The sequence below is a fragment of the Clostridium sp. DL1XJH146 genome (genome assembly GCF_054819755.1).
On the sequence record NZ_JBTVVN010000030.1, the window covers coordinates 1 to 17887 of the forward strand.

Here is a 17887-nt window from a genome sequence, read left to right on the forward strand (position 1 = left end):
TTCTCTGTGTTTTAATTCTCTGTGTTTTAATTCTCTGTGTTTTAATTCTCTGTGTTTTAATTCTCTGTGTTTTAATTCTCTGTGTTTTAATTTTTTGTGCTTCTATTTATTATGTTTTTATTAATTAAAGATTTTGCGTAGCAAAATCATCCTAAATTGTGCATTGTGCATTGTGCATTGTCCATTGTCCATTGTCCATTGTCCATTGTCCATTGTGCATTGTAATTATCCTATGGTTTCAGCATGTCTACCAGTTCTCTGCTATTAGTTTCATTAAACTTCCCTTCATCTAGCCAAAAATACTGTGCCTCTCCTATTGTTTTTTCTATCTCTTCAACTAAATATGAATGGCAAGTCAAAATAAAGATTTGATGTTCTTTTGACAATTCTTTAATTATCTCTAAGGTGTTCTTAAAGCTAAATTCATCAAAGTTGACTAATGAATCATCAATTATAAGAGGTAACTTATTTTCTAGATTATTAATTCTATTAAATCGCACACTTAAGAAAAGTTGTTCTTTAAGGCCTCTACTTAGATTTTCACTTTTTTCTATTTTCGATCCATCATTTCTTAAAGTTTTAAAGTCTAAACTAGTCAGATCCTCAGAAGGTATTATTTCGCCGTATTTACCACTTGTTATTTTATCAAAGTAAATAGATGCCTTTCTAAGCATGGTTTCCTTCTTTTTTTCTAAAAAGTCTAATTGAAGTTTCTCAATAATAAATTCTGCTGCTTTATATTTGGCATATTCTTTTGCTAATGGAGAAAGTTCTCGTCTAGCTTTATCAATTTTTCTTTGCGCTTCTACTAACTTTTCAGTAGTTTGTAATTCTTCTAGTTTAATAGATAACTGAGCTTTTTTATTTATCAATTCTTTTTCTTCTTTTTTAAGCTCATCATAATTTCGCTCTTCTTCTAAAATTTTTCTTTCAATATCATCAATTGAATAGTATTTCAACATAAACTCTTCTAAATTCATCTCATAATTTGCAAATAGTTCTATTGCTCTTTTGCTAGATGTCATTTCTAATAATGCCCTGTTTTTTAGCTTATATTCATCTTCCTTTAGCTGTAATTGCTTTTTCAAGTTGCTAAATCCCTGAAATTCTTCATAAAGCAAACTAAAACTACTTATAATTTGGATGCTATTTTTTATAAACTCGTCCTTTATACTATTATTCTTAATTTCATTATTATATTCATTAAAGCATATTATAACAGAAAGCATTTTTTTAAGATCTTCTTCTACTTTCTCTTTTTCTAAATTTAGCTTCTGTTGTAATTTTTCATATAACTGAATTTTTGATTTTAAGTTTTTAAATGACGTAAAATAATCAGTTAATATATTATAATCCAATCCTTCATTTAATCCAAATTTACACTTAAAAATATTTAATCCAGATTCTATTTCTGTAATATTATTATCTAATAATTTAATAGCTTCCTTTTCTCGACTTATTATTAATTTAATTTCTTTATATTTTCTATCTTTCTCTTCAATATTAATATTTTTACTATCATTTAAAAACTTAAATAAATACACTAAAGAATAAATGATAGAAAAAATAATTACCAAAACACCGGTTATTTTATTAAAGAAAACAAGTGCTATCCCTAATAATAATATAATAATTGATATAAAGAAATTTTTATCTAAAGATATCTTATTCTTTCTTTTTTTTAATTTTTTTAAATCATCTTCTAGAAGCTTGTGTTCATCTCTACTCTTTATATATTCATTGTCCTTAAGTTGTCTCTCTCTTTTTAAATCCTTTATTTCTTCAACTAAATTTGATAATCTTTTGTACTCTACCATATCAGTCTTAACATCAATAATCTTTTCAAATTGGCCTACCCATTTAGGGTTTAAATACTCTATGTCTTTTTCAATTTCTATTTTTTCATTATTAAGTACCGCATATTCTTCATTGATACTATTGACTCTATCTTCTATACTTTTTGTACTTAACTCTATTTTCTTAATAGCTTCTTCTTTTTCTTCAAAAATTTCATTCAATGGATCATTTAATTTTCTATTTAAACTTCCTAAATTGTCTTGTATACTTTTCAAAGAAGAATAGAGTGGAAATATGCTCTTTATTAAATCCAATCTTTTAATTTCAATGTTTTTATCTTTAATATCTTTCTGCAATCTTTCATTTTCTTCTTCATTTTTACTTAATTCAATTTTCTTTTCATTATATTCTATTAACTTTTTCTCTTCTTTTTTCTTAATATCTAAACCACTTTTTATCTCACTATTATAGCTTCTAAACTTACCTGTAGTTACTCTCCCACTTTTACCACCTATAGCGCTACTTTCTTTTCTATAAAGTGACAAAGTCTTTGGAAGATATGCTATCTCTTTGTAACCTGCACCTAAGAGAATTGTTGTTAAAGAATCTAACTCCTCTTTATCTATATTAGAATTCTGAAGTTCATCTAAACTAATAGTATACAATTGTTTATACATAGTATAGTCAATATCACCAAAAACTTCAGTCTTTGAAGTTTCAGATACTGATTTCAAATCAGTAAAACTAGGTTTTCCATAACCTTTTAAATTAATATTATAAAACTTATCTTCTTTCTCTAACTCCCCCTCTAATTCATATTGTATATTTGCAGGAGGAACTGTATTTTTTTTAGGAATTCCAAAAGGAATATAACGAAGTATCTTCATAAATGTAGTTTTTCCTGAACCATTCCTAGCTCCTATTACTATAATATTCTTATTTAAATTATCCAGTTTTTCATTTCTAAATATCCCAAAATCCTTAATATATATTCTTTTAAACCTCAATCAACATCACCCCATTCCAATAATTGTTTTGTTATCATATCTTTAGCCTCATCAATTATCGCAATAGTTAATTCATCTGTTAATTTAAATTTCTCTTCATCAATAATCTCTTCATCGAGATTTCTATCATATATTGCGCCAAAATTTTCTTTTAAATCTTCTAAAAATACCATATCATTAATTATTAATTCAACTGTATCTTGCAGTTGGGAAAGCACTTCACTTTCTCTAACTAATTGCTCTTTATTAATAAAATCTTCTTTTGTCTTTATATCAATTTCATTAATTATAATAAATGAATCCCCATTGTTAAATTGTTTATTTATACTTTCTATTAAAACTTTAGTAATTTCTACGTTATCTTCTCTAAGTTTCTTATTTAAATTTGTTTCTCCGTTAATATTTAATTTCACTATAAAACTGTACTCATAATTATTTTTTTCTAAAATATCTTCAAAAACCTCTATTATTTTAAGTTCTATTTCATTTAAATTCCTTAACCCACTAATATCTACTTCAATCTTTTGCCAAATTATTTTTGAAGTTGTTAACATTTCCATTTTACAATTTTTATCTTTTTCCACAGAAACTAGATAACAACCCCCAACTCCTTGTTCTCCAATATCTCTTCCTTGTGGTATTCCCGGATATACAATATATGGCGCTTTATTTAATATTTTTCTCTTATGTATATGTCCTAGTGCCCAATAATCTATTTCTTGTATTTCCACAAGCTCATTTAGAGAACTTGGTACATATCTACCATCCTCTTCTAGCGAAGTATGTAAAACCCCTATATTAAATGCAGAGTTATCTTTAATTAAAAATTCTTTATGCATTTTTCTCTTATCCCATTTATTCTTATAGGATTGTCCAATTATCCTCGCAACGATTTTTCCGTCTTTTTCAATTTCATATTGTATCGCTTCTTTGGAACTAAAACAATGAACATTAGGAGGTAACTTAAATAGCTCAATCTCTTCTGAAAATGGGTCGTGATTACCACTAATATAGTACAAATTAATATTATTATTATAAAGTTTCAAAGCCTCTTCATAGAAAACCTTTCTTGCTTTTATTGGTTTAATATCAGAATCAAAAATATCTCCAGCTAAAATAAGAAAATCTACTTTTTTATCTAAAGCATACTGAATTATCCTTCTAAAACTACTGTAAACCTCTTCTACCAACCGTTCATTTATTCTTACATCATTTGTGTCACAATGTATTATACTGCCTAAATGAATATCAGCTGAATGTATAAATTTAAATTCGTTATCTATCAAAAAAACACCTCTTTCTTTCGCTATATTTTAAGGAATTGTTTATATATATACTATTATTTATGAAATAAAGGTTTGCTTTAATAATAGTGTGAAATGTGAAATGTGAAATTAAGGATGATTTTGCTACGCAAAATCAACTATTTAATTTAAAGATTTACGAAGAATGAGAAAATCATCCATCACTTCACATTCCACACTGCACACTTAACACTTAACTATTAACTATTAACTCTTCACACTATTGATTCTAAAATACATCTTATTGTTAAAAGCAGGAACCATTTCCACTACAAAACATATCATATTAAGGTAAAGTAATAATACGAAAGGAAACAAGTATGTTTTTTTATCCTTATTATCGAAATGAAGAGAAATCTTTTATAAGAGTTTTTCATGCTAGTCCAGATGCTCCTGCTGTAGATGTCTATGCTAATGGCGTCAAGATTGCTGGAAATTTAAAATACAGACAATTTACTGAGTATTTAAAGGTAACCCCAGGAATATATAATATCAAAGTATACCCTGCTGGCACTAAAACAAATCCAGTAATAGCAACAAAATATAAGATAGAACCTGAAACTATAACTACAATTGCAGCAATTGGTACACTGGATTCTATACATTTATTACCGATTGATGACCCAATTCTTGCAAAAGTACCAGATAAGGCTAGCGTAAGATTTTCACATCTTTCACCAAATACACCTTCAGTTGATGTAACATTGCCTGATGGAACAATAATTTTTGAAAATGTATCCTATGAAGAAACTAGCGACTATATAGAGGTTGATCCAGGGAAATACACTCTACAAGCAAGGCCAACAGGTACTGATAAAATTGCTTTAATAGTTCCAAATATACATTTAAAACCTAATAGATTTTATACAGTATATGCAATAGGCTTACTAGGTGGAAATCCTCCACTTCAAGTTGTAATACCACTTGATGGAAACACTTATATAGACTTTTAGAAAGATTCAATTTGCAATGTGCAGAGTGCAGAGTGCAGAGTGCAGTTAAGGTCAAATTCTTATAAAAGAATAATGCACAATGCACGATGCACAATGCACAATTTCGGATGATTTTCTTCGTTCCTCTGAAAATCTTTTTTTTATAAAACAATATTTAAAACTTGATAATATTAAATACTCTCTTTATATACCTAATCTCTCAATTTAATATATATATTAAATTAACAATAATTATCTTTCGTAAGATCTTTAATTAAGTTTAAGATTTTGCGTAGCAAAATTTACCTTAATTGTGCATTGTAAATTGTGCATCGCGCATTTGTTTTATATAGTTTATTTAAGTATTCCTACATCATCCAATACAATTTTCCCATTGCCTTTAAAGTTAAACTCAATTTTTGCTAAGTTATCTAAAGAAAGTGAATTATTATTTTCTTTAAAGTCCTTTAAAGGGATAGTATATGTTTGCAATATTTGATCTATATCCGTGCCATATTTTATTTCATCATAAAATTCTAGTTTAGTTACATTTAATCTAATTGGAGGTGTCATTAAATAGTAATCTGAAAATTCCACTTCCCCTGCATTTCCTTCTTTGTCAAATAGGCTTATAGTAAAGTCTGTCTGCTTAACTTCTTCTATATTTAAATTTAATTTACTATCATCTAAGTCACACGCTGAAAAAGTAAGATTATCTTCTTCTTCGATTCTATAAAAATCAATATTACTTTCACTAAAATCTATAGAATATTTAGCCTTATCACTATCCCATTCAAGAAAAACAGCATGATTACTCCTTTTATCTCCATCTTTAAAACTAAGGCTTTTTTCTTCACATTTAGTAAAATTAATATTTTTAATTTTACCTTCATTTATTGAAGCTGTAGTTTTATTGTAGTCTTCTTCAAAATCGCTGATAACTCTATATGTAGTATCTTCAAACTTACTGTAATAAAGAGTTTGTGGCAAAATATCTTGCGCAATTCTATAATCTTTAAATAGGTCTAAATACTTGTCTTCATCTTTTAGAGTACAATCTAAGAATGCATTTAAATAAATCTTTGCTATTTCTTCTTGGTCTTTTTCCTCTATTAAATTAGCCCTATTTATAAGTGCCTTAGCAGGTGTAGAAGAATCAAAGCTTCCCCAGCTGCTATTAAATTGACCGTGGTTTGCCCCGAGTATATATAAATAAGTTTTAAAGTGGTACTCTGCATCCTTAAATTCTAATCTATCATATATGTTACTTCCAACGAAATTAGACACATCTGCATCACTAGCTCCAGACAGAGCTAAAAAATCAACATTTCTTGGTACCACATATTTATTATTAGGTTTGTATTGACCATCACTTGGAGCTATTGTAGCTATTGATTTAATGTTAAAATTGAAATTAAACTGTATATCATCATTATATTTATATCCACTGGGATCATTAAAATAAGAGGCTAAAACAACCGCTTCTCCTCCTCTAGAGTGTCCTATTAGAGCTATATTATCCATATCAACTTTTTCAAAAAAAATAGAATTTTCATCTTCACTAAAATCACTCCATAATTCTAAATGCTTAAGTAACATCCACGCCCTAGCATCATTTTCTTTACTCATTCCTCCTGACCAAGAGCCATTTAGAAAATTTTCATCCACTGAAACCACAATATATCCTTTTGAAGCTAAGAATTCACCAAGATACTCGTATCCTAATTCTGAATAATCTTCCATAGAGTGATTCCCATGAAGTATAAAGGTAATAGGGTAATTACCCTCTTCCTCTGGATACCAAACTACAGCATTTAAGGGCATTTCCTTTTGAGAAAAGCCCCAGAATAATTCTCTTATCTTTGATTGTCTTCCTTTATAATCTTCAAGAAATGGATCTGCAGAAACAGTGGTCGTTATTATATCAACATTCTCCCCATAATAATCTCGTCTATCGTCTCCACTTCCATAAAAAACCTTATCAACTGTATAATCTCCTTCATCTACCAGTTCTGAATAATTACTATTATTCACTGATGAACTGTAAAAATCCATATATGTTTCACTATTTATATAATTACTAACAACATCATCTTTTTTACCAGGTCTAAGAATCCAATAAAAGCCAAAAATATCTATAGATAATGTCATGGTTAATATAATAACCGGTATCAACTTCAATTCTTTCTTTTTATATAATAAATAAATTGTCATACCTAAAACTACTTGTACAATAATAATAGAAATAGCTAAAATCCAATTCAAATAATCTGCAAATCTTGTATACTCATCTAGCAAATAGTAGACAAGAAAAATAGAAGCTAGTGAGGCTGCAATTATCTTTCCATCAATTATTTTTATAATCCAAATAATGAAATTTAATAAATAATAAGCTCCTAAAAATACTCCTAAAACTATCAAACATAAAATAACCATATCTAATGGCACTCCAAGACCTGTAGTAATGGTTGTTCCGCATAATGCAGCAATTATTATAAGAAAAGCACATAGAAAAACAAAACTTCCTTTACCATATTTCTCATAAATACTATTAGATTTATCCAAACTATTTTTAACTTTGCTTTTTATCACACTAAATTTATCTTTTATTACATTGTTTTTCATTATGTCACCTCTGTACAATTATAAACCATTTTTATGATTTTGAAAAATCATTTCTTAATAATTATTATCCCCATTGAAAAATAATTACTTATCTGGTTTATTATACAATAAAAAAGGCAGCAAAGCTGCCTTACTAAGTAACCTTCTGTTCCTTTTGACGACGCTAACGCGTCTTAGCACCATCCTGAAAGAAGCGGGGAATGCTACAATTAAATTCCTATATCTTTTAATTTGAATTTCGCTACTTCTTGCTTTAACAATTCTGCCTGACCTGATAACTCTTCACTAGCTGCTGCACTTTCTTCTGCTGTTGCAGAGTTTGTATGAACTACTTGTGCTACTTCATCAATAGCTTTATTTATTTGTTCGATCCCTACTGACTGTTCATTAGAAGCTATAGATATTCCTTCTATAAGCTGGGTAATTTTTATAATATCTTCTACTACAATCCCTAAATCATATGCCGTTTTATTAGCTTTTTCAGCTCCGATATTGGCTTTTTGTATTGATTTATCGATCATCGCTGCTGTTTCTTTTGCTGCCCCTGCACTTTTAGATGCTAAATTTTTCACTTCCTCTGCAACTACAGCAAATCCCTTTCCATACTGTCCAGCTCTTGCCGCTTCAACGGCTGCATTAAGTGCTAAAATATTTGTCTGAAAAGCAATTCCATCAATTAATTTTATAATTCTAGCTATATTTGTTGACGATTGATTTATATCATCCATTGCCTTTATCATTTCCTTCATTTGCTCATTGCTTAACATCGTTTTATTTTTCAATCCTACTGCAAGATTATTTACTTCATTAGAATTTACTGCATTATCCTTAGTTTGTGCAGCTAATTGAGTTACTGATGATGTTATCTCCTCTATAGCACTGGCTTGCTCTGTAGCCCCTTGTGATAGTGTTTGTCCCGCTAAAGATAATTGATTTGCCCCTATAGATACCTGCTCTGATGAAGAATTTATTCCTGTTATTGCTTTATTTATTCTATCAGACATAATTTTGAATGAATTTCCAAGAATAGCTACCTCATCTTTTGTATCATAATCAATATTAAAATCAAAATTTACTACATTCAAATCGCCTTCACTAATCTTATTTGCAGCTACAACAACCTTGTTTAAAGGATTTGAAATTATTTTTCTTATAACTATATAAAGTAACACTGATATTAATAATAATAATACTACTGAAATACTTATAATTATTAAAATTATTCTATTACTTGCCTCCATGGCACTCTCAATGTCTTGTCCTGCAAAAACTACCCCTATAGATTCTCCTTCTGTATTAGTAAGTGGCATATAGGCCGTTAAGTATGGAACCCCAAGAATTTCTGCATTTCCAGTATAAATTTCTTTCTCTACTAAAACTTTTTCAGATATTTCACTATCAAGTTTAGTTCCTATTAATCGTTGTCCATCTTGAATAATTGTAGTATTAAGGCGAACATCATCTAAGAAAATAGTTAACTCAGTTTTATATATTTCTTTTAACTTATCAAGAATTTCTATATCGTCTAGTGTATAACCTATAGATATAGCCCCCACAACATTTCCTTCTTCATCTACTATAGGAGCTGCCGCTACTGCCGCTAGATCAAATTGGTTGGTTGCTTCTAATGTAGAATAAAACTCACCAATTAATGCTCTTTTAATATTAGTTTGATTTGAAATATTATCATAGTTTATTTCCGAATCATTAACAAGAATTATTCCATCTTTATCCGTAATTGTTAAAAAATCTATATCGGCATCTTTTGTGATATACTGTTGTATTTTAGTTAATCCTTCAATATCATTATCTGTTATTGCTGCCGAAATATTACTATTAGTTGAAATTACTTTAACTAAATCTAAGGATTTGGCTTTATACACCTCAATATCCTTATTTAAAGCTTCCATACCTTTTATCGCTTGCTCTTCGTTTATATCTGAACTATAATTATTAAATTCAATATAATTCATAGTAATTATACTTACAATAGTAAAAATAAAAGCTATTACTACAAAAATCAATAATTTATTTCCAATACTACTTTTTTTAAGTATTATCATATTAACCTCTTTCTATATAATTTATTTTCTGCATTTTTTTTGCTATATGATTTATTTTCTACATTTTTTTTGCTATTTCTCAGAAATTTTGATTTTTTTCATATTATATTTAATAGTATATTAAATATAATTATATTACATATCTTGTTTTATTTCAATTTATATTATTATTATTATTACTAAGTAATTGTTTTCATAAAAGAATACTTCATATATTTCCCCTACTATTGACATAAAAATATGCTTAGTATATTATAAAAATAGCGTTTAAATAGGGAGTGAAAAAAATGGAATTTAATGAAATAAGAACTAGATTTGCACCTAGTCCAACTGGCTATATGCACATAGGAAATTTAAGAACAGCTTTGTATACATATTTAATAGCAAAGCACCAAGATGGAAAATTTATTTTGAGAATTGAAGATACCGATCAAGTGAGATTTGTAGAAGGTGCAACTGATGTTATATTTAAAACATTAGAAATGACTGGCCTTAAACACGACGAAGGTCCAGATGTTGGTGGCCCTGTTGGTCCTTACGTACAAAGCGAAAGAAAAGATATGTATATGGATTACGCAAAAGAATTAGTTGAGAAGGGTGAAGCTTACTACTGCTTCTGCACAAAAGAAAGATTAGATGAATTAAAAGCTAAATGTGAAGAAAATAATAAAGTTTTTAGATATGATGGTCATTGCAGAAATCTTTCAAAAGAAGAAATTGAGGAAAACCTAAAAAAAGGTCTTTCATTTATAATTAGACAAAAGAATCCTACTGAAGGTGAAACAATTTTCAAGGATGAAATTTATGGAGATATTAAAGTTGATAACTCTGAATTAGATGATATGATTCTTATGAAATCTGACGGTCTTCCTACATATAACTTTGCTAATGTTGTTGATGACCACTTAATGGGTATAACTCATGTAGTAAGAGGAAATGAATATTTATCTTCTGCTCCAAAATACAATAGATTATATGAAGCCTTTGGATGGAATGTACCTGTATACGTCCATTGTCCACCTATTATGAAGGATGCCCATAGCAAACTAAGTAAAAGAAATGGCGATGCTTCATTCCAAGACTTACTAGAAAAAGGTTATCTTAAAGAAGCTATAGTTAACTACATAGCTCTACTTGGGTGGAATGCTGGTACTGACCAAGAAATCTTTACACTAGAAGACCTTGTAGAACAATTTGATTATAAAAACATTAGCAAATCACCGGCTATATTTGACCCTGTTAAATTGACTTGGATGAATGGAGAATACATAAAAAAATTAGATGCAAATGTATTCCACAAAATAGCTCTTCCATACTACAATGACTTTTTTACAAAAGAACAACTAGAAACATTGGACATAAAATTTATTTCAGAATTAATTCAAGCACGATTAAGTGTTCTTTCTGAAATTCCTGAAATGATTGATTTCTTCAAAGAATTACCTGAATACGAAATAGACTTATATTATCACAAAAGAATGAAAACAAATTCAGTGAATTCTTTAGACGCCTTAGAAAAATCTGTTCCAGTTTTAGAAGCTATAGATGAATGGACATTAGAAAATATAGAAAAAGACATAATGGCTCTAATTGCAACTATGGAAACTAAAAATGGTAAAGTTTTATGGCCTCTAAGAACTGCCCTAACAGGTAAAAAATCTACACCAGGCGGAGCTTTTGAAATAGCTGAAATTATCGGAAAAGAAGAAACTCTTAGAAGACTTGCCGTTGGAATTGAAAAACTTCAAAAATCACTTTAAAAGATAATGCACAATGCACAGTTCACAATGCACAATTAATGATGATTTTATTCCCTTTGGTCATAAAATCTTTAATTCAATAAAAATAAACCCCCGTTAACATTTTGTTAGTGGGGATTTTTAATATACACTATTAATTTATAAATAGCACATGCTCTATAATCAAAATTCTTTAATTCTTTATAATAAAGATTTTCCGCAGGAAAATCCTCCTTAATTGTGCACTGTGCATTGTGCATTGTCCATTTCTCTTAAAATAAGTATCCCATATACCAATTAATCAATTCATTTCCTAAAAACATAGAAACAAACGCTGCTAAGGCTATATATGGTCCAAAAGGTATATAATCCTTTCTTCCCTTAACTTTAGTTGCTATTAAGATAACTCCAATGATTGCACCTAAAACAACTGATAAAAAGAAAGTTAAAATAGTAGCCTTAAGTCCTAAGAATATACCACAAACACCTAGTATCTCAGCATCTCCCCATCCCATTCCTTTAGTTACAAGTATTATAAAAGCTATAATTGCATAACCAAAAAAGGCTCCTATATAGTATGTTGTAATTAGTTGGTCATTGAAAAAATGAACACCAGTAAATAGTACCCCTATAATAAATGCCGGCAGCGTAGTTACTAAATAAACATCTGTAGTATTAAAATCAATAAACCCTATAACAATTAAAAAACAAGCTAAAATCAAATACTTTAATGTATCTACTGAATACCCATATTTAATAAATATCAGCATAAATAATATACCTGTAAACAGCTCAATCAGAGGGTATTTTACCGAAATTTTTTCTCCACAATACCTACATTTCCCCCTTAAAATAATCCAACTTAAAACTGGAATTAAATCATAAGGCTTAATCCTATTATCACAATTAGTACAATGTGATGGTGGAAAAGCAATAGATTCTTTATTTGGTATTCTATAAATACAAACATTTAGAAAACTTCCTATTAATAATCCTAAAACAAAAATAAATCCTATCTCCATAAAAACTCCTTCTTAGATTGATGCTATTTTAAAATAATATTGATATTTAAACTATTACTTAATAAATATATTTTACTTTAATAATAATTTGTAATTTTCATAATGCAATCAAGATTAACTTACTCATTCTTAGAAATTCATTAATTGCTAATTATGATTATATCACAATTTCGCCTATTTACATAAATCTAGTATCTATCAATGTATTCTCTACTCATTTTATATAAAAACCCTAGATTAATCCAAAATATAGGTGCACAAGAAACCACACTATCATTAAATAATCCTTGTACTAAATATCCTATTATGGATACAAACAAAGCAAAAATCCATATTCTTAATTTATCTTCATCATACCTCATTTTTCTTATAACTTTTTTTGATACTGACAAAACATATCCATTTATCCATAAAAATACAGTTAGAGCTAAAACACCAATATTTATTCCAATCTGAAGATACATCTGATGTGGCTTATCCACAAACTCTTTATATCCAGCCATTGCTGTTAATAGATGTGGAAAATAGAATACAAATGTATCCGGTCCATGGCCTATTAACAACGTATCCTTTAACATGGGAAGGGAATATTTCCATATCAAAAATCTTGATGTGCCTACGCCTTCTAAATCCTTAGCATAATTTCCATTATTAAAATTAACTAGTATCCCAATATCTTTTAGCATATCAATCATTCTGCTGAATACATACCCACCACTTCTTATATCCATAATAATAAATATAGCTATCAAAGAAATGAAAAGTATAATATATTCTATTTTTCTTTTAAATATGTTCTTCCTATCAATTATTATAATAACTACAAAAGCTATAAAACTGCCTACCATACCTGACCTTGAAACACTAGACAACATAAATGTGAACATTAAACATGTAGATAAGAAAAATATTATAACATTCCTTTTTTCTCTAGCGTACAAATAAAACACCATAAAAAAAGGAAATAAGAGCGATGTAAAAGTTCCTACATAATTTGGATTGTACAATGTAGAATACGCCCTGGTCTTAGTCTTAAATATTAATTCAGGCATTTTATTCCTTACAGAATTGGGCACCGTTAAATTATACAATAATTTTGTTTCCAAAAGGTTCATCCCGAAAAATTGAAAAACACCAATTAATCCAACTATTATAGAAGTAAAAATCAAAGCATTTCTGTATATTTTAAACTTATTTAAATCAATAGAGCAAGAAATAGCTCCTATAAATAGAACCATATACCCTAGATAAGTAAACATTCCCTCACACCTATCATAATACCCCCACAAAGAAACATATCTAAAGGGTGATAAGAAACTAGCCAATACTATAAATAATATAAACAACAATATAGGTAACCTTAATTTAATATCATCATTCATTTCAATTTGTTTTCTTATATACTGATAAACAACTAATATAAACATTACAGCAGCCATTATCCATATAATTAAAGCTTTATAATAATTAAAATATGTATACTTTGTTCCTGTGTTAATATGATCAATTATTGCTCCATCAATGCCAATAAAATCAATTTTCTTTACACCTATAATTATTGCTACAATAATTACAATTAAAGATAATAGATAAATTTTTACTTGCTCAATAAATGGTTTATCAAAATAATTTAAACTTCTTCCTCTGCTCATTAATATCCTCCATAGCTAACATTAGGTATACTTTAATTAATTTCCATAACTATGAAAATTATAACATTTTTCTTTATAATAATGCTAACAAAAATATTAAAATTTATAGAAAAAGGTTCGAATACTAAAAAATAGGCAAAAATAATAGCACATATTGATTATGTGCTATAGGTATAATGAAGAATAATTACTAGTTTGTTTTATATCCACTAAAAGTATAAATAGGTTTATCTAGCTCATCAGCTGAATATATCTCTACATCAATTTTATAGAGATAACTTTTATCAGATAAGCCTTCTTCTGAAGTTCCACCATTATACTCTGTATATGACTTAATATAATTTGAATCTGAATAGTGCCAATTAATTTTCCCCGAATATTCATAATATAATATATTTTCTTGTGTACTATATGGATAAATATTAATATTACTATTCAATGAATTATCCACCTTGACTAATATATCACCAGTGCTTATAGTTACTGTATTTCCAAAAATCTCTATATTATTAGAATCACTTCTATTTATTCTTAAGCTGTTTCCACTCACCCAACCGGTAGTTACGTCATTAATTGTATAATATAAACTGTTACCACTTTTAGCTATTATCGTTATATTGATAATATTTTTAATTTCGCTTTTATTATTTTCATTACTAACTGTTACATTATACTTTACAATTGAATTAACTTCTTCTTTTATAATAAAATCATTATTACCATCATTATTAGTATCATAATCAAATAATTTCTTTCCATCATCTATTTTTTTATAAGTATCATTAATATCTAGATATTCTTTATTGTTTGTATCTATAACACATTCTTTTGATTTCAAATACTCAAAATGCTTCTGTGCAAGAGCCATAGCTTGTATATCTTCTTCTGATTTAGCATTTATCTTGTTTGATGTCAAACTCAAAGAAAGCATAGGGGTTACTATAATACCCAAAATTGCTATACTAATTATTACTTCTAATAAAGTCATTCCCTTTTTACTAGAATATTTCATAAAAACCCTCCATTTGGAACAGTTCTAATTTACCAATCAAATAATAATAACTAAGCAAGATTATTTTCACAACTAATTTCTAAAATATACGCCTGTATTTAAAACTACCTCATCATCATCTTTTTTAAGCTTTATTTCAATATTTATTCCCTTACAATTTATAAACTCTCCACTTATAGGCTCTATTTTTAAATATTCTACATTCTCTGCAATCACAGTCCCTTTTGGATTTGTAAGAGAACCATTTGACAACGTATATGTTTTATCTATTCCATTATTGGTAAATGTAATAATTGATATACTTTGATTTGTTGTTTCATTAATTTTACTACTACCATCACTTCCGACCAAGACTTTTATCCCGCTACTTTCTCTTCCTGTATTAGAAATATCCACTATGGATTTTTGAGCCATTCCTTGTAAGTCTGCCTTGTTCTCTGCAAAATTTAACTGCTTATAGTTTGTTACGAAAAAATTTGAAATTACCCCTAAAATAATAGTTAATATTGCTAAAGTAATGATTAGTTCTATAAGTGTAAGCCCTTGTTTTTTTATTCTCATATTTTTCACCCTGCTTATAGAATTTTTGTAAATTTAATAAACTTACATTCCATCAAAATTTATATTTAACTAAAAACAACTCAAAAATCTTTACTATCTAGAATTATATTAAAATCAGAGTCCACTATATATAGACCTGAAACTGTCTTCCTTTCAAATTGAGCTTCTACACGGATAGTGATTTCGTCATCATCAAAATTCAAATCGGATGCTACTTCATCAAGTCTAATTTTCAAATTCCCATCTTTAAGATCATCATAATCTCCACTTTCATCATCTGAATTGCTCTCACTATTTATTCTAGATTTAATTTCTTGAACAATAGTATCCTTATCTCCATTTGATTCTGATATGATTTTTGCAAGAACTCCATAGACTTGATCTACTCCACCCTCCGCAATATATTGATTTTCTTCAACATGGCCTATTGTTTTTCTTAGTTTATAATTGGAAGTTGTATAAGCTATTACAGCAGTTCCTATTATACTTAAAACTACTAATGAAATAAGTATCATAAGTAATGCTGCTCCTTTTTTCCTTATATATCTCATAAAATCACCAACCTATTTTCAGCACTCTGTTCTTAATTCTTGGTTAAATTATGATTCTGCCCCGCAAAATCGAATACTAAATTAAAGATTTTCTGAATAATTTAAAGCTCCTCTACTGCTGTACTCCGTGAACTGTAAACTTTCATCAACTGTTCACCGTTAGCTGTGAACAGTTATCTATATTCTTTATCTTTTCCACTGCACTCTTCACTCTAAAAACTTCACACTTCTTTATCATTGAAACGGGTTAGTCTTTCCATAAGTATCACTATAATCCCATTGCAAATAATCACTATCATCAATCATAAGTTTAGGTACAGAATAAAAATCAACATTCATAGAAGCTGTAACAGCTTCTCCTCCGTCTGCTGATATAGAAACATTATTAATTACTATTCTGTGATCATATGCTTTTAATGTTGAAATAAAGCTTGTTAAATTTGAATAAGTACCTGAGAGTTGAAGAGAAACATTCATTTTTTCAACCTCAAATATAGACTCTGTATCAGTATTTTCAGTATCTTCAGTTATATCAGTAGTCTCTTCTTCTATGCTTGTTTCTGTTTCATCTATATTATCCACTTCTTCAGATTCATTAGTATCTTGCTGCTCATTATCTTCAATAGTTTCTGTTTCTTTTAATTCATTATATTCTTCAACCAGTTCATTCAGTGTAAATATAGTATCCTCTGATACACCTTCTTCTAATGAAAGTTGCTCTATGGTACTAGGTGTAAAACTCATATTTGTGCAAGAAAGTACTGAGCTGTTAACCATAGAATCTAAAATAACAATTATTTTTTCCTGTATAACACTTGGAAAAAAATCCTCTACTTTAGTAGTAACCTTTTCTGCATATTCTTCTATATCGCTATCTAACTGTTTATCATATTCTTGATTTATATTATAACTATCCAATTTTTCATCATACATACTTAATTCATTTTGAAGTGCACTAATATTTTTTTGCTGATATTTCAAAACTAATTGGTAGTAACCAGCAAATACTAATATCCCTAATAAGACATAAATAATTATTTTATTTCTCCTATTAATTGTTATCTTCACTGCTTACTTCCTCCTCCATAATACAACTTACATCAAATGAATAACTTGTCCCATCAAATGATATATTACCAATATGAACATAGCTAATGGAATCAATTTCTTTAAGATTATGTTCTAATTCACCAATAGAAATTCTAGATGAAGCTGTACCTGTAATCGATAAAAATTCACCACTTATATTTATAGAAGCAAATTTCACTTCTTGTGGCATTGTAGAAGAAACCTTTGAAAATATCATTGAATTAATACTATCATTATCATCTAAAATCGCAGTTACTCCAGTGACAATAGTATCATATTGTCTTAATATCTGAAGTTCTCTTTCTTTTGCAGCTACAGTATTTTCTATTTCTTCACTAGCTTTATAATCAATAGATTTTTCTCTATCTTCAATGTCATATTTTAATTTTTGTATTATTCCAAAATTAATTAAGTAAACAACTATCATAGCAATCATAAAGCCACCGATAATTATAATTAAATTCATATATTTTAAATTTTTGTTTTTCTTTTTCTTTATCAGATAATTAAAAAAGTTAAAGTCTCTCATATTT

At 28.1% G+C, this 17887-nt stretch carries 13 protein-coding genes; 2 read left to right on the forward strand and 11 right to left on the reverse strand.

Going from position 1 to position 17887, the window contains the following annotated elements:
• Nucleotides 1-230: 230 nt before the first annotated feature.
• Nucleotides 231-2804 carry an ATP-binding protein gene (locus tag ACVHXK_RS13605; protein ID WP_461206953.1) on the reverse strand — a complete coding sequence of 858 codons (2574 nt, stop codon included), beginning with the start codon at nucleotides 2802-2804 and terminating at the stop codon, nucleotides 231-233.
• Entirely contained in the window at nucleotides 2801-4090 is a 1290-nt protein-coding gene (locus ACVHXK_RS13610) for a metallophosphoesterase family protein (protein ID WP_461206954.1), read from the reverse strand. Before ACVHXK_RS13610 ends, ACVHXK_RS13605 begins: the two co-directional genes overlap by 4 nt.
• Before the next feature lie 338 nt (nucleotides 4091-4428).
• Here ACVHXK_RS13610 and ACVHXK_RS13615 point away from each other — a divergent pair, with 338 nt between their 5' ends.
• The gene (locus tag ACVHXK_RS13615; RefSeq protein ID WP_461206955.1) at nucleotides 4429-5061 is read left to right on the forward strand and encodes a DUF4397 domain-containing protein; all 633 of its coding nucleotides are present in this window, start codon (nucleotides 4429-4431) and stop codon (nucleotides 5059-5061) included.
• Nucleotides 5062-5394: 333 nt separating this feature from the next.
• Here ACVHXK_RS13615 and ACVHXK_RS13620 read toward each other — a convergent pair whose 3' ends face one another.
• A complete protein-coding gene (locus tag ACVHXK_RS13620; protein ID WP_461206956.1) occupies nucleotides 5395-7665 on the reverse strand; it encodes an alpha/beta hydrolase in 2271 nt (756 codons plus the stop codon).
• 209 nt (nucleotides 7666-7874) lie between these two features.
• Entirely contained in the window at nucleotides 7875-9728 is a 1854-nt protein-coding gene (locus ACVHXK_RS13625) for a methyl-accepting chemotaxis protein (RefSeq protein ID WP_461206957.1), read from the reverse strand.
• A gap of 287 nt (nucleotides 9729-10015) precedes the next feature.
• Between ACVHXK_RS13625 and gltX the strand changes: the two genes are divergently transcribed.
• Nucleotides 10016-11488 (forward strand): glutamate--tRNA ligase, encoded by a 1473-nt coding sequence (gene gltX, locus ACVHXK_RS13630; protein WP_461206958.1) that lies wholly within the window; start codon nucleotides 10016-10018, stop codon nucleotides 11486-11488.
• A 251-nt stretch (nucleotides 11489-11739) separates the two neighbouring features.
• On the opposite strand, the gene ACVHXK_RS13635 is transcribed toward gltX, so the two are convergent.
• From ACVHXK_RS13635 to ACVHXK_RS13665, 7 genes are all read right to left on the reverse strand, one after another.
• Nucleotides 11740-12489 carry a prepilin peptidase gene (locus ACVHXK_RS13635; RefSeq protein ID WP_461206959.1) on the reverse strand — a complete coding sequence of 250 codons (750 nt, stop codon included), beginning with the start codon at nucleotides 12487-12489 and terminating at the stop codon, nucleotides 11740-11742.
• A 188-nt stretch (nucleotides 12490-12677) separates the two neighbouring features.
• Nucleotides 12678-14141 (reverse strand): O-antigen ligase family protein, encoded by a 1464-nt coding sequence (locus ACVHXK_RS13640; RefSeq protein WP_461206960.1) that lies wholly within the window; start codon nucleotides 14139-14141, stop codon nucleotides 12678-12680.
• 190 nt (nucleotides 14142-14331) lie between these two features.
• Nucleotides 14332-15153 carry a prepilin-type N-terminal cleavage/methylation domain-containing protein gene (locus ACVHXK_RS13645; protein ID WP_461206961.1) on the reverse strand — a complete coding sequence of 274 codons (822 nt, stop codon included), beginning with the start codon at nucleotides 15151-15153 and terminating at the stop codon, nucleotides 14332-14334.
• A 72-nt stretch (nucleotides 15154-15225) separates the two neighbouring features.
• Complete coding sequence (locus ACVHXK_RS13650) at nucleotides 15226-15714, reverse strand: prepilin-type N-terminal cleavage/methylation domain-containing protein (RefSeq protein WP_461206962.1); 489 nt, start codon at nucleotides 15712-15714, stop codon at nucleotides 15226-15228.
• 80 nt (nucleotides 15715-15794) lie between these two features.
• Nucleotides 15795-16265 (reverse strand): pilus assembly PilX N-terminal domain-containing protein, encoded by a 471-nt coding sequence (locus tag ACVHXK_RS13655; RefSeq protein ID WP_461206963.1) that lies wholly within the window; start codon nucleotides 16263-16265, stop codon nucleotides 15795-15797.
• Between the two features lie 234 nt (nucleotides 16266-16499).
• The gene (locus ACVHXK_RS13660; protein WP_461206964.1) at nucleotides 16500-17333 is read right to left on the reverse strand and encodes a hypothetical protein; all 834 of its coding nucleotides are present in this window, start codon (nucleotides 17331-17333) and stop codon (nucleotides 16500-16502) included.
• Complete coding sequence (locus tag ACVHXK_RS13665; RefSeq protein WP_461206965.1) at nucleotides 17317-17883, reverse strand: PilN domain-containing protein; 567 nt, start codon at nucleotides 17881-17883, stop codon at nucleotides 17317-17319. Before ACVHXK_RS13665 ends, ACVHXK_RS13660 begins: the two co-directional genes overlap by 17 nt.
• Between the last annotated feature and the right edge of the window lie 4 nt (nucleotides 17884-17887).

Excerpts from the sequence above, each read along its gene's own strand:
- ACVHXK_RS13615 (WP_461206955.1), top strand. The coding sequence starts at position 4,429 with ATGTTTTTTTATCCTTATTATCGAAATGAAGAGAAATCTTTTATAAGA.
- ACVHXK_RS13620 (WP_461206956.1), bottom strand. The coding sequence starts at position 7,665 with ATGAAAAACAATGTAATAAAAGATAAATTTAGTGTGATAAAAAGCAAA.
- ACVHXK_RS13625 (WP_461206957.1), bottom strand. The coding sequence starts at position 9,728 with ATGATAATACTTAAAAAAAGTAGTATTGGAAATAAATTATTGATTTTT.
- gltX (WP_461206958.1), top strand. The coding sequence starts at position 10,016 with ATGGAATTTAATGAAATAAGAACTAGATTTGCACCTAGTCCAACTGGC.
- ACVHXK_RS13635 (WP_461206959.1), bottom strand. The coding sequence starts at position 12,489 with ATGGAGATAGGATTTATTTTTGTTTTAGGATTATTAATAGGAAGTTTT.
- ACVHXK_RS13640 (WP_461206960.1), bottom strand. The coding sequence starts at position 14,141 with ATGAGCAGAGGAAGAAGTTTAAATTATTTTGATAAACCATTTATTGAG.
- ACVHXK_RS13645 (WP_461206961.1), bottom strand. The coding sequence starts at position 15,153 with ATGAAATATTCTAGTAAAAAGGGAATGACTTTATTAGAAGTAATAATT.
- ACVHXK_RS13650 (WP_461206962.1), bottom strand. The coding sequence starts at position 15,714 with ATGAGAATAAAAAAACAAGGGCTTACACTTATAGAACTAATCATTACT.
- ACVHXK_RS13655 (WP_461206963.1), bottom strand. The coding sequence starts at position 16,265 with ATGAGATATATAAGGAAAAAAGGAGCAGCATTACTTATGATACTTATT.
- ACVHXK_RS13665 (WP_461206965.1), bottom strand. The coding sequence starts at position 17,883 with ATGAGAGACTTTAACTTTTTTAATTATCTGATAAAGAAAAAGAAAAAC.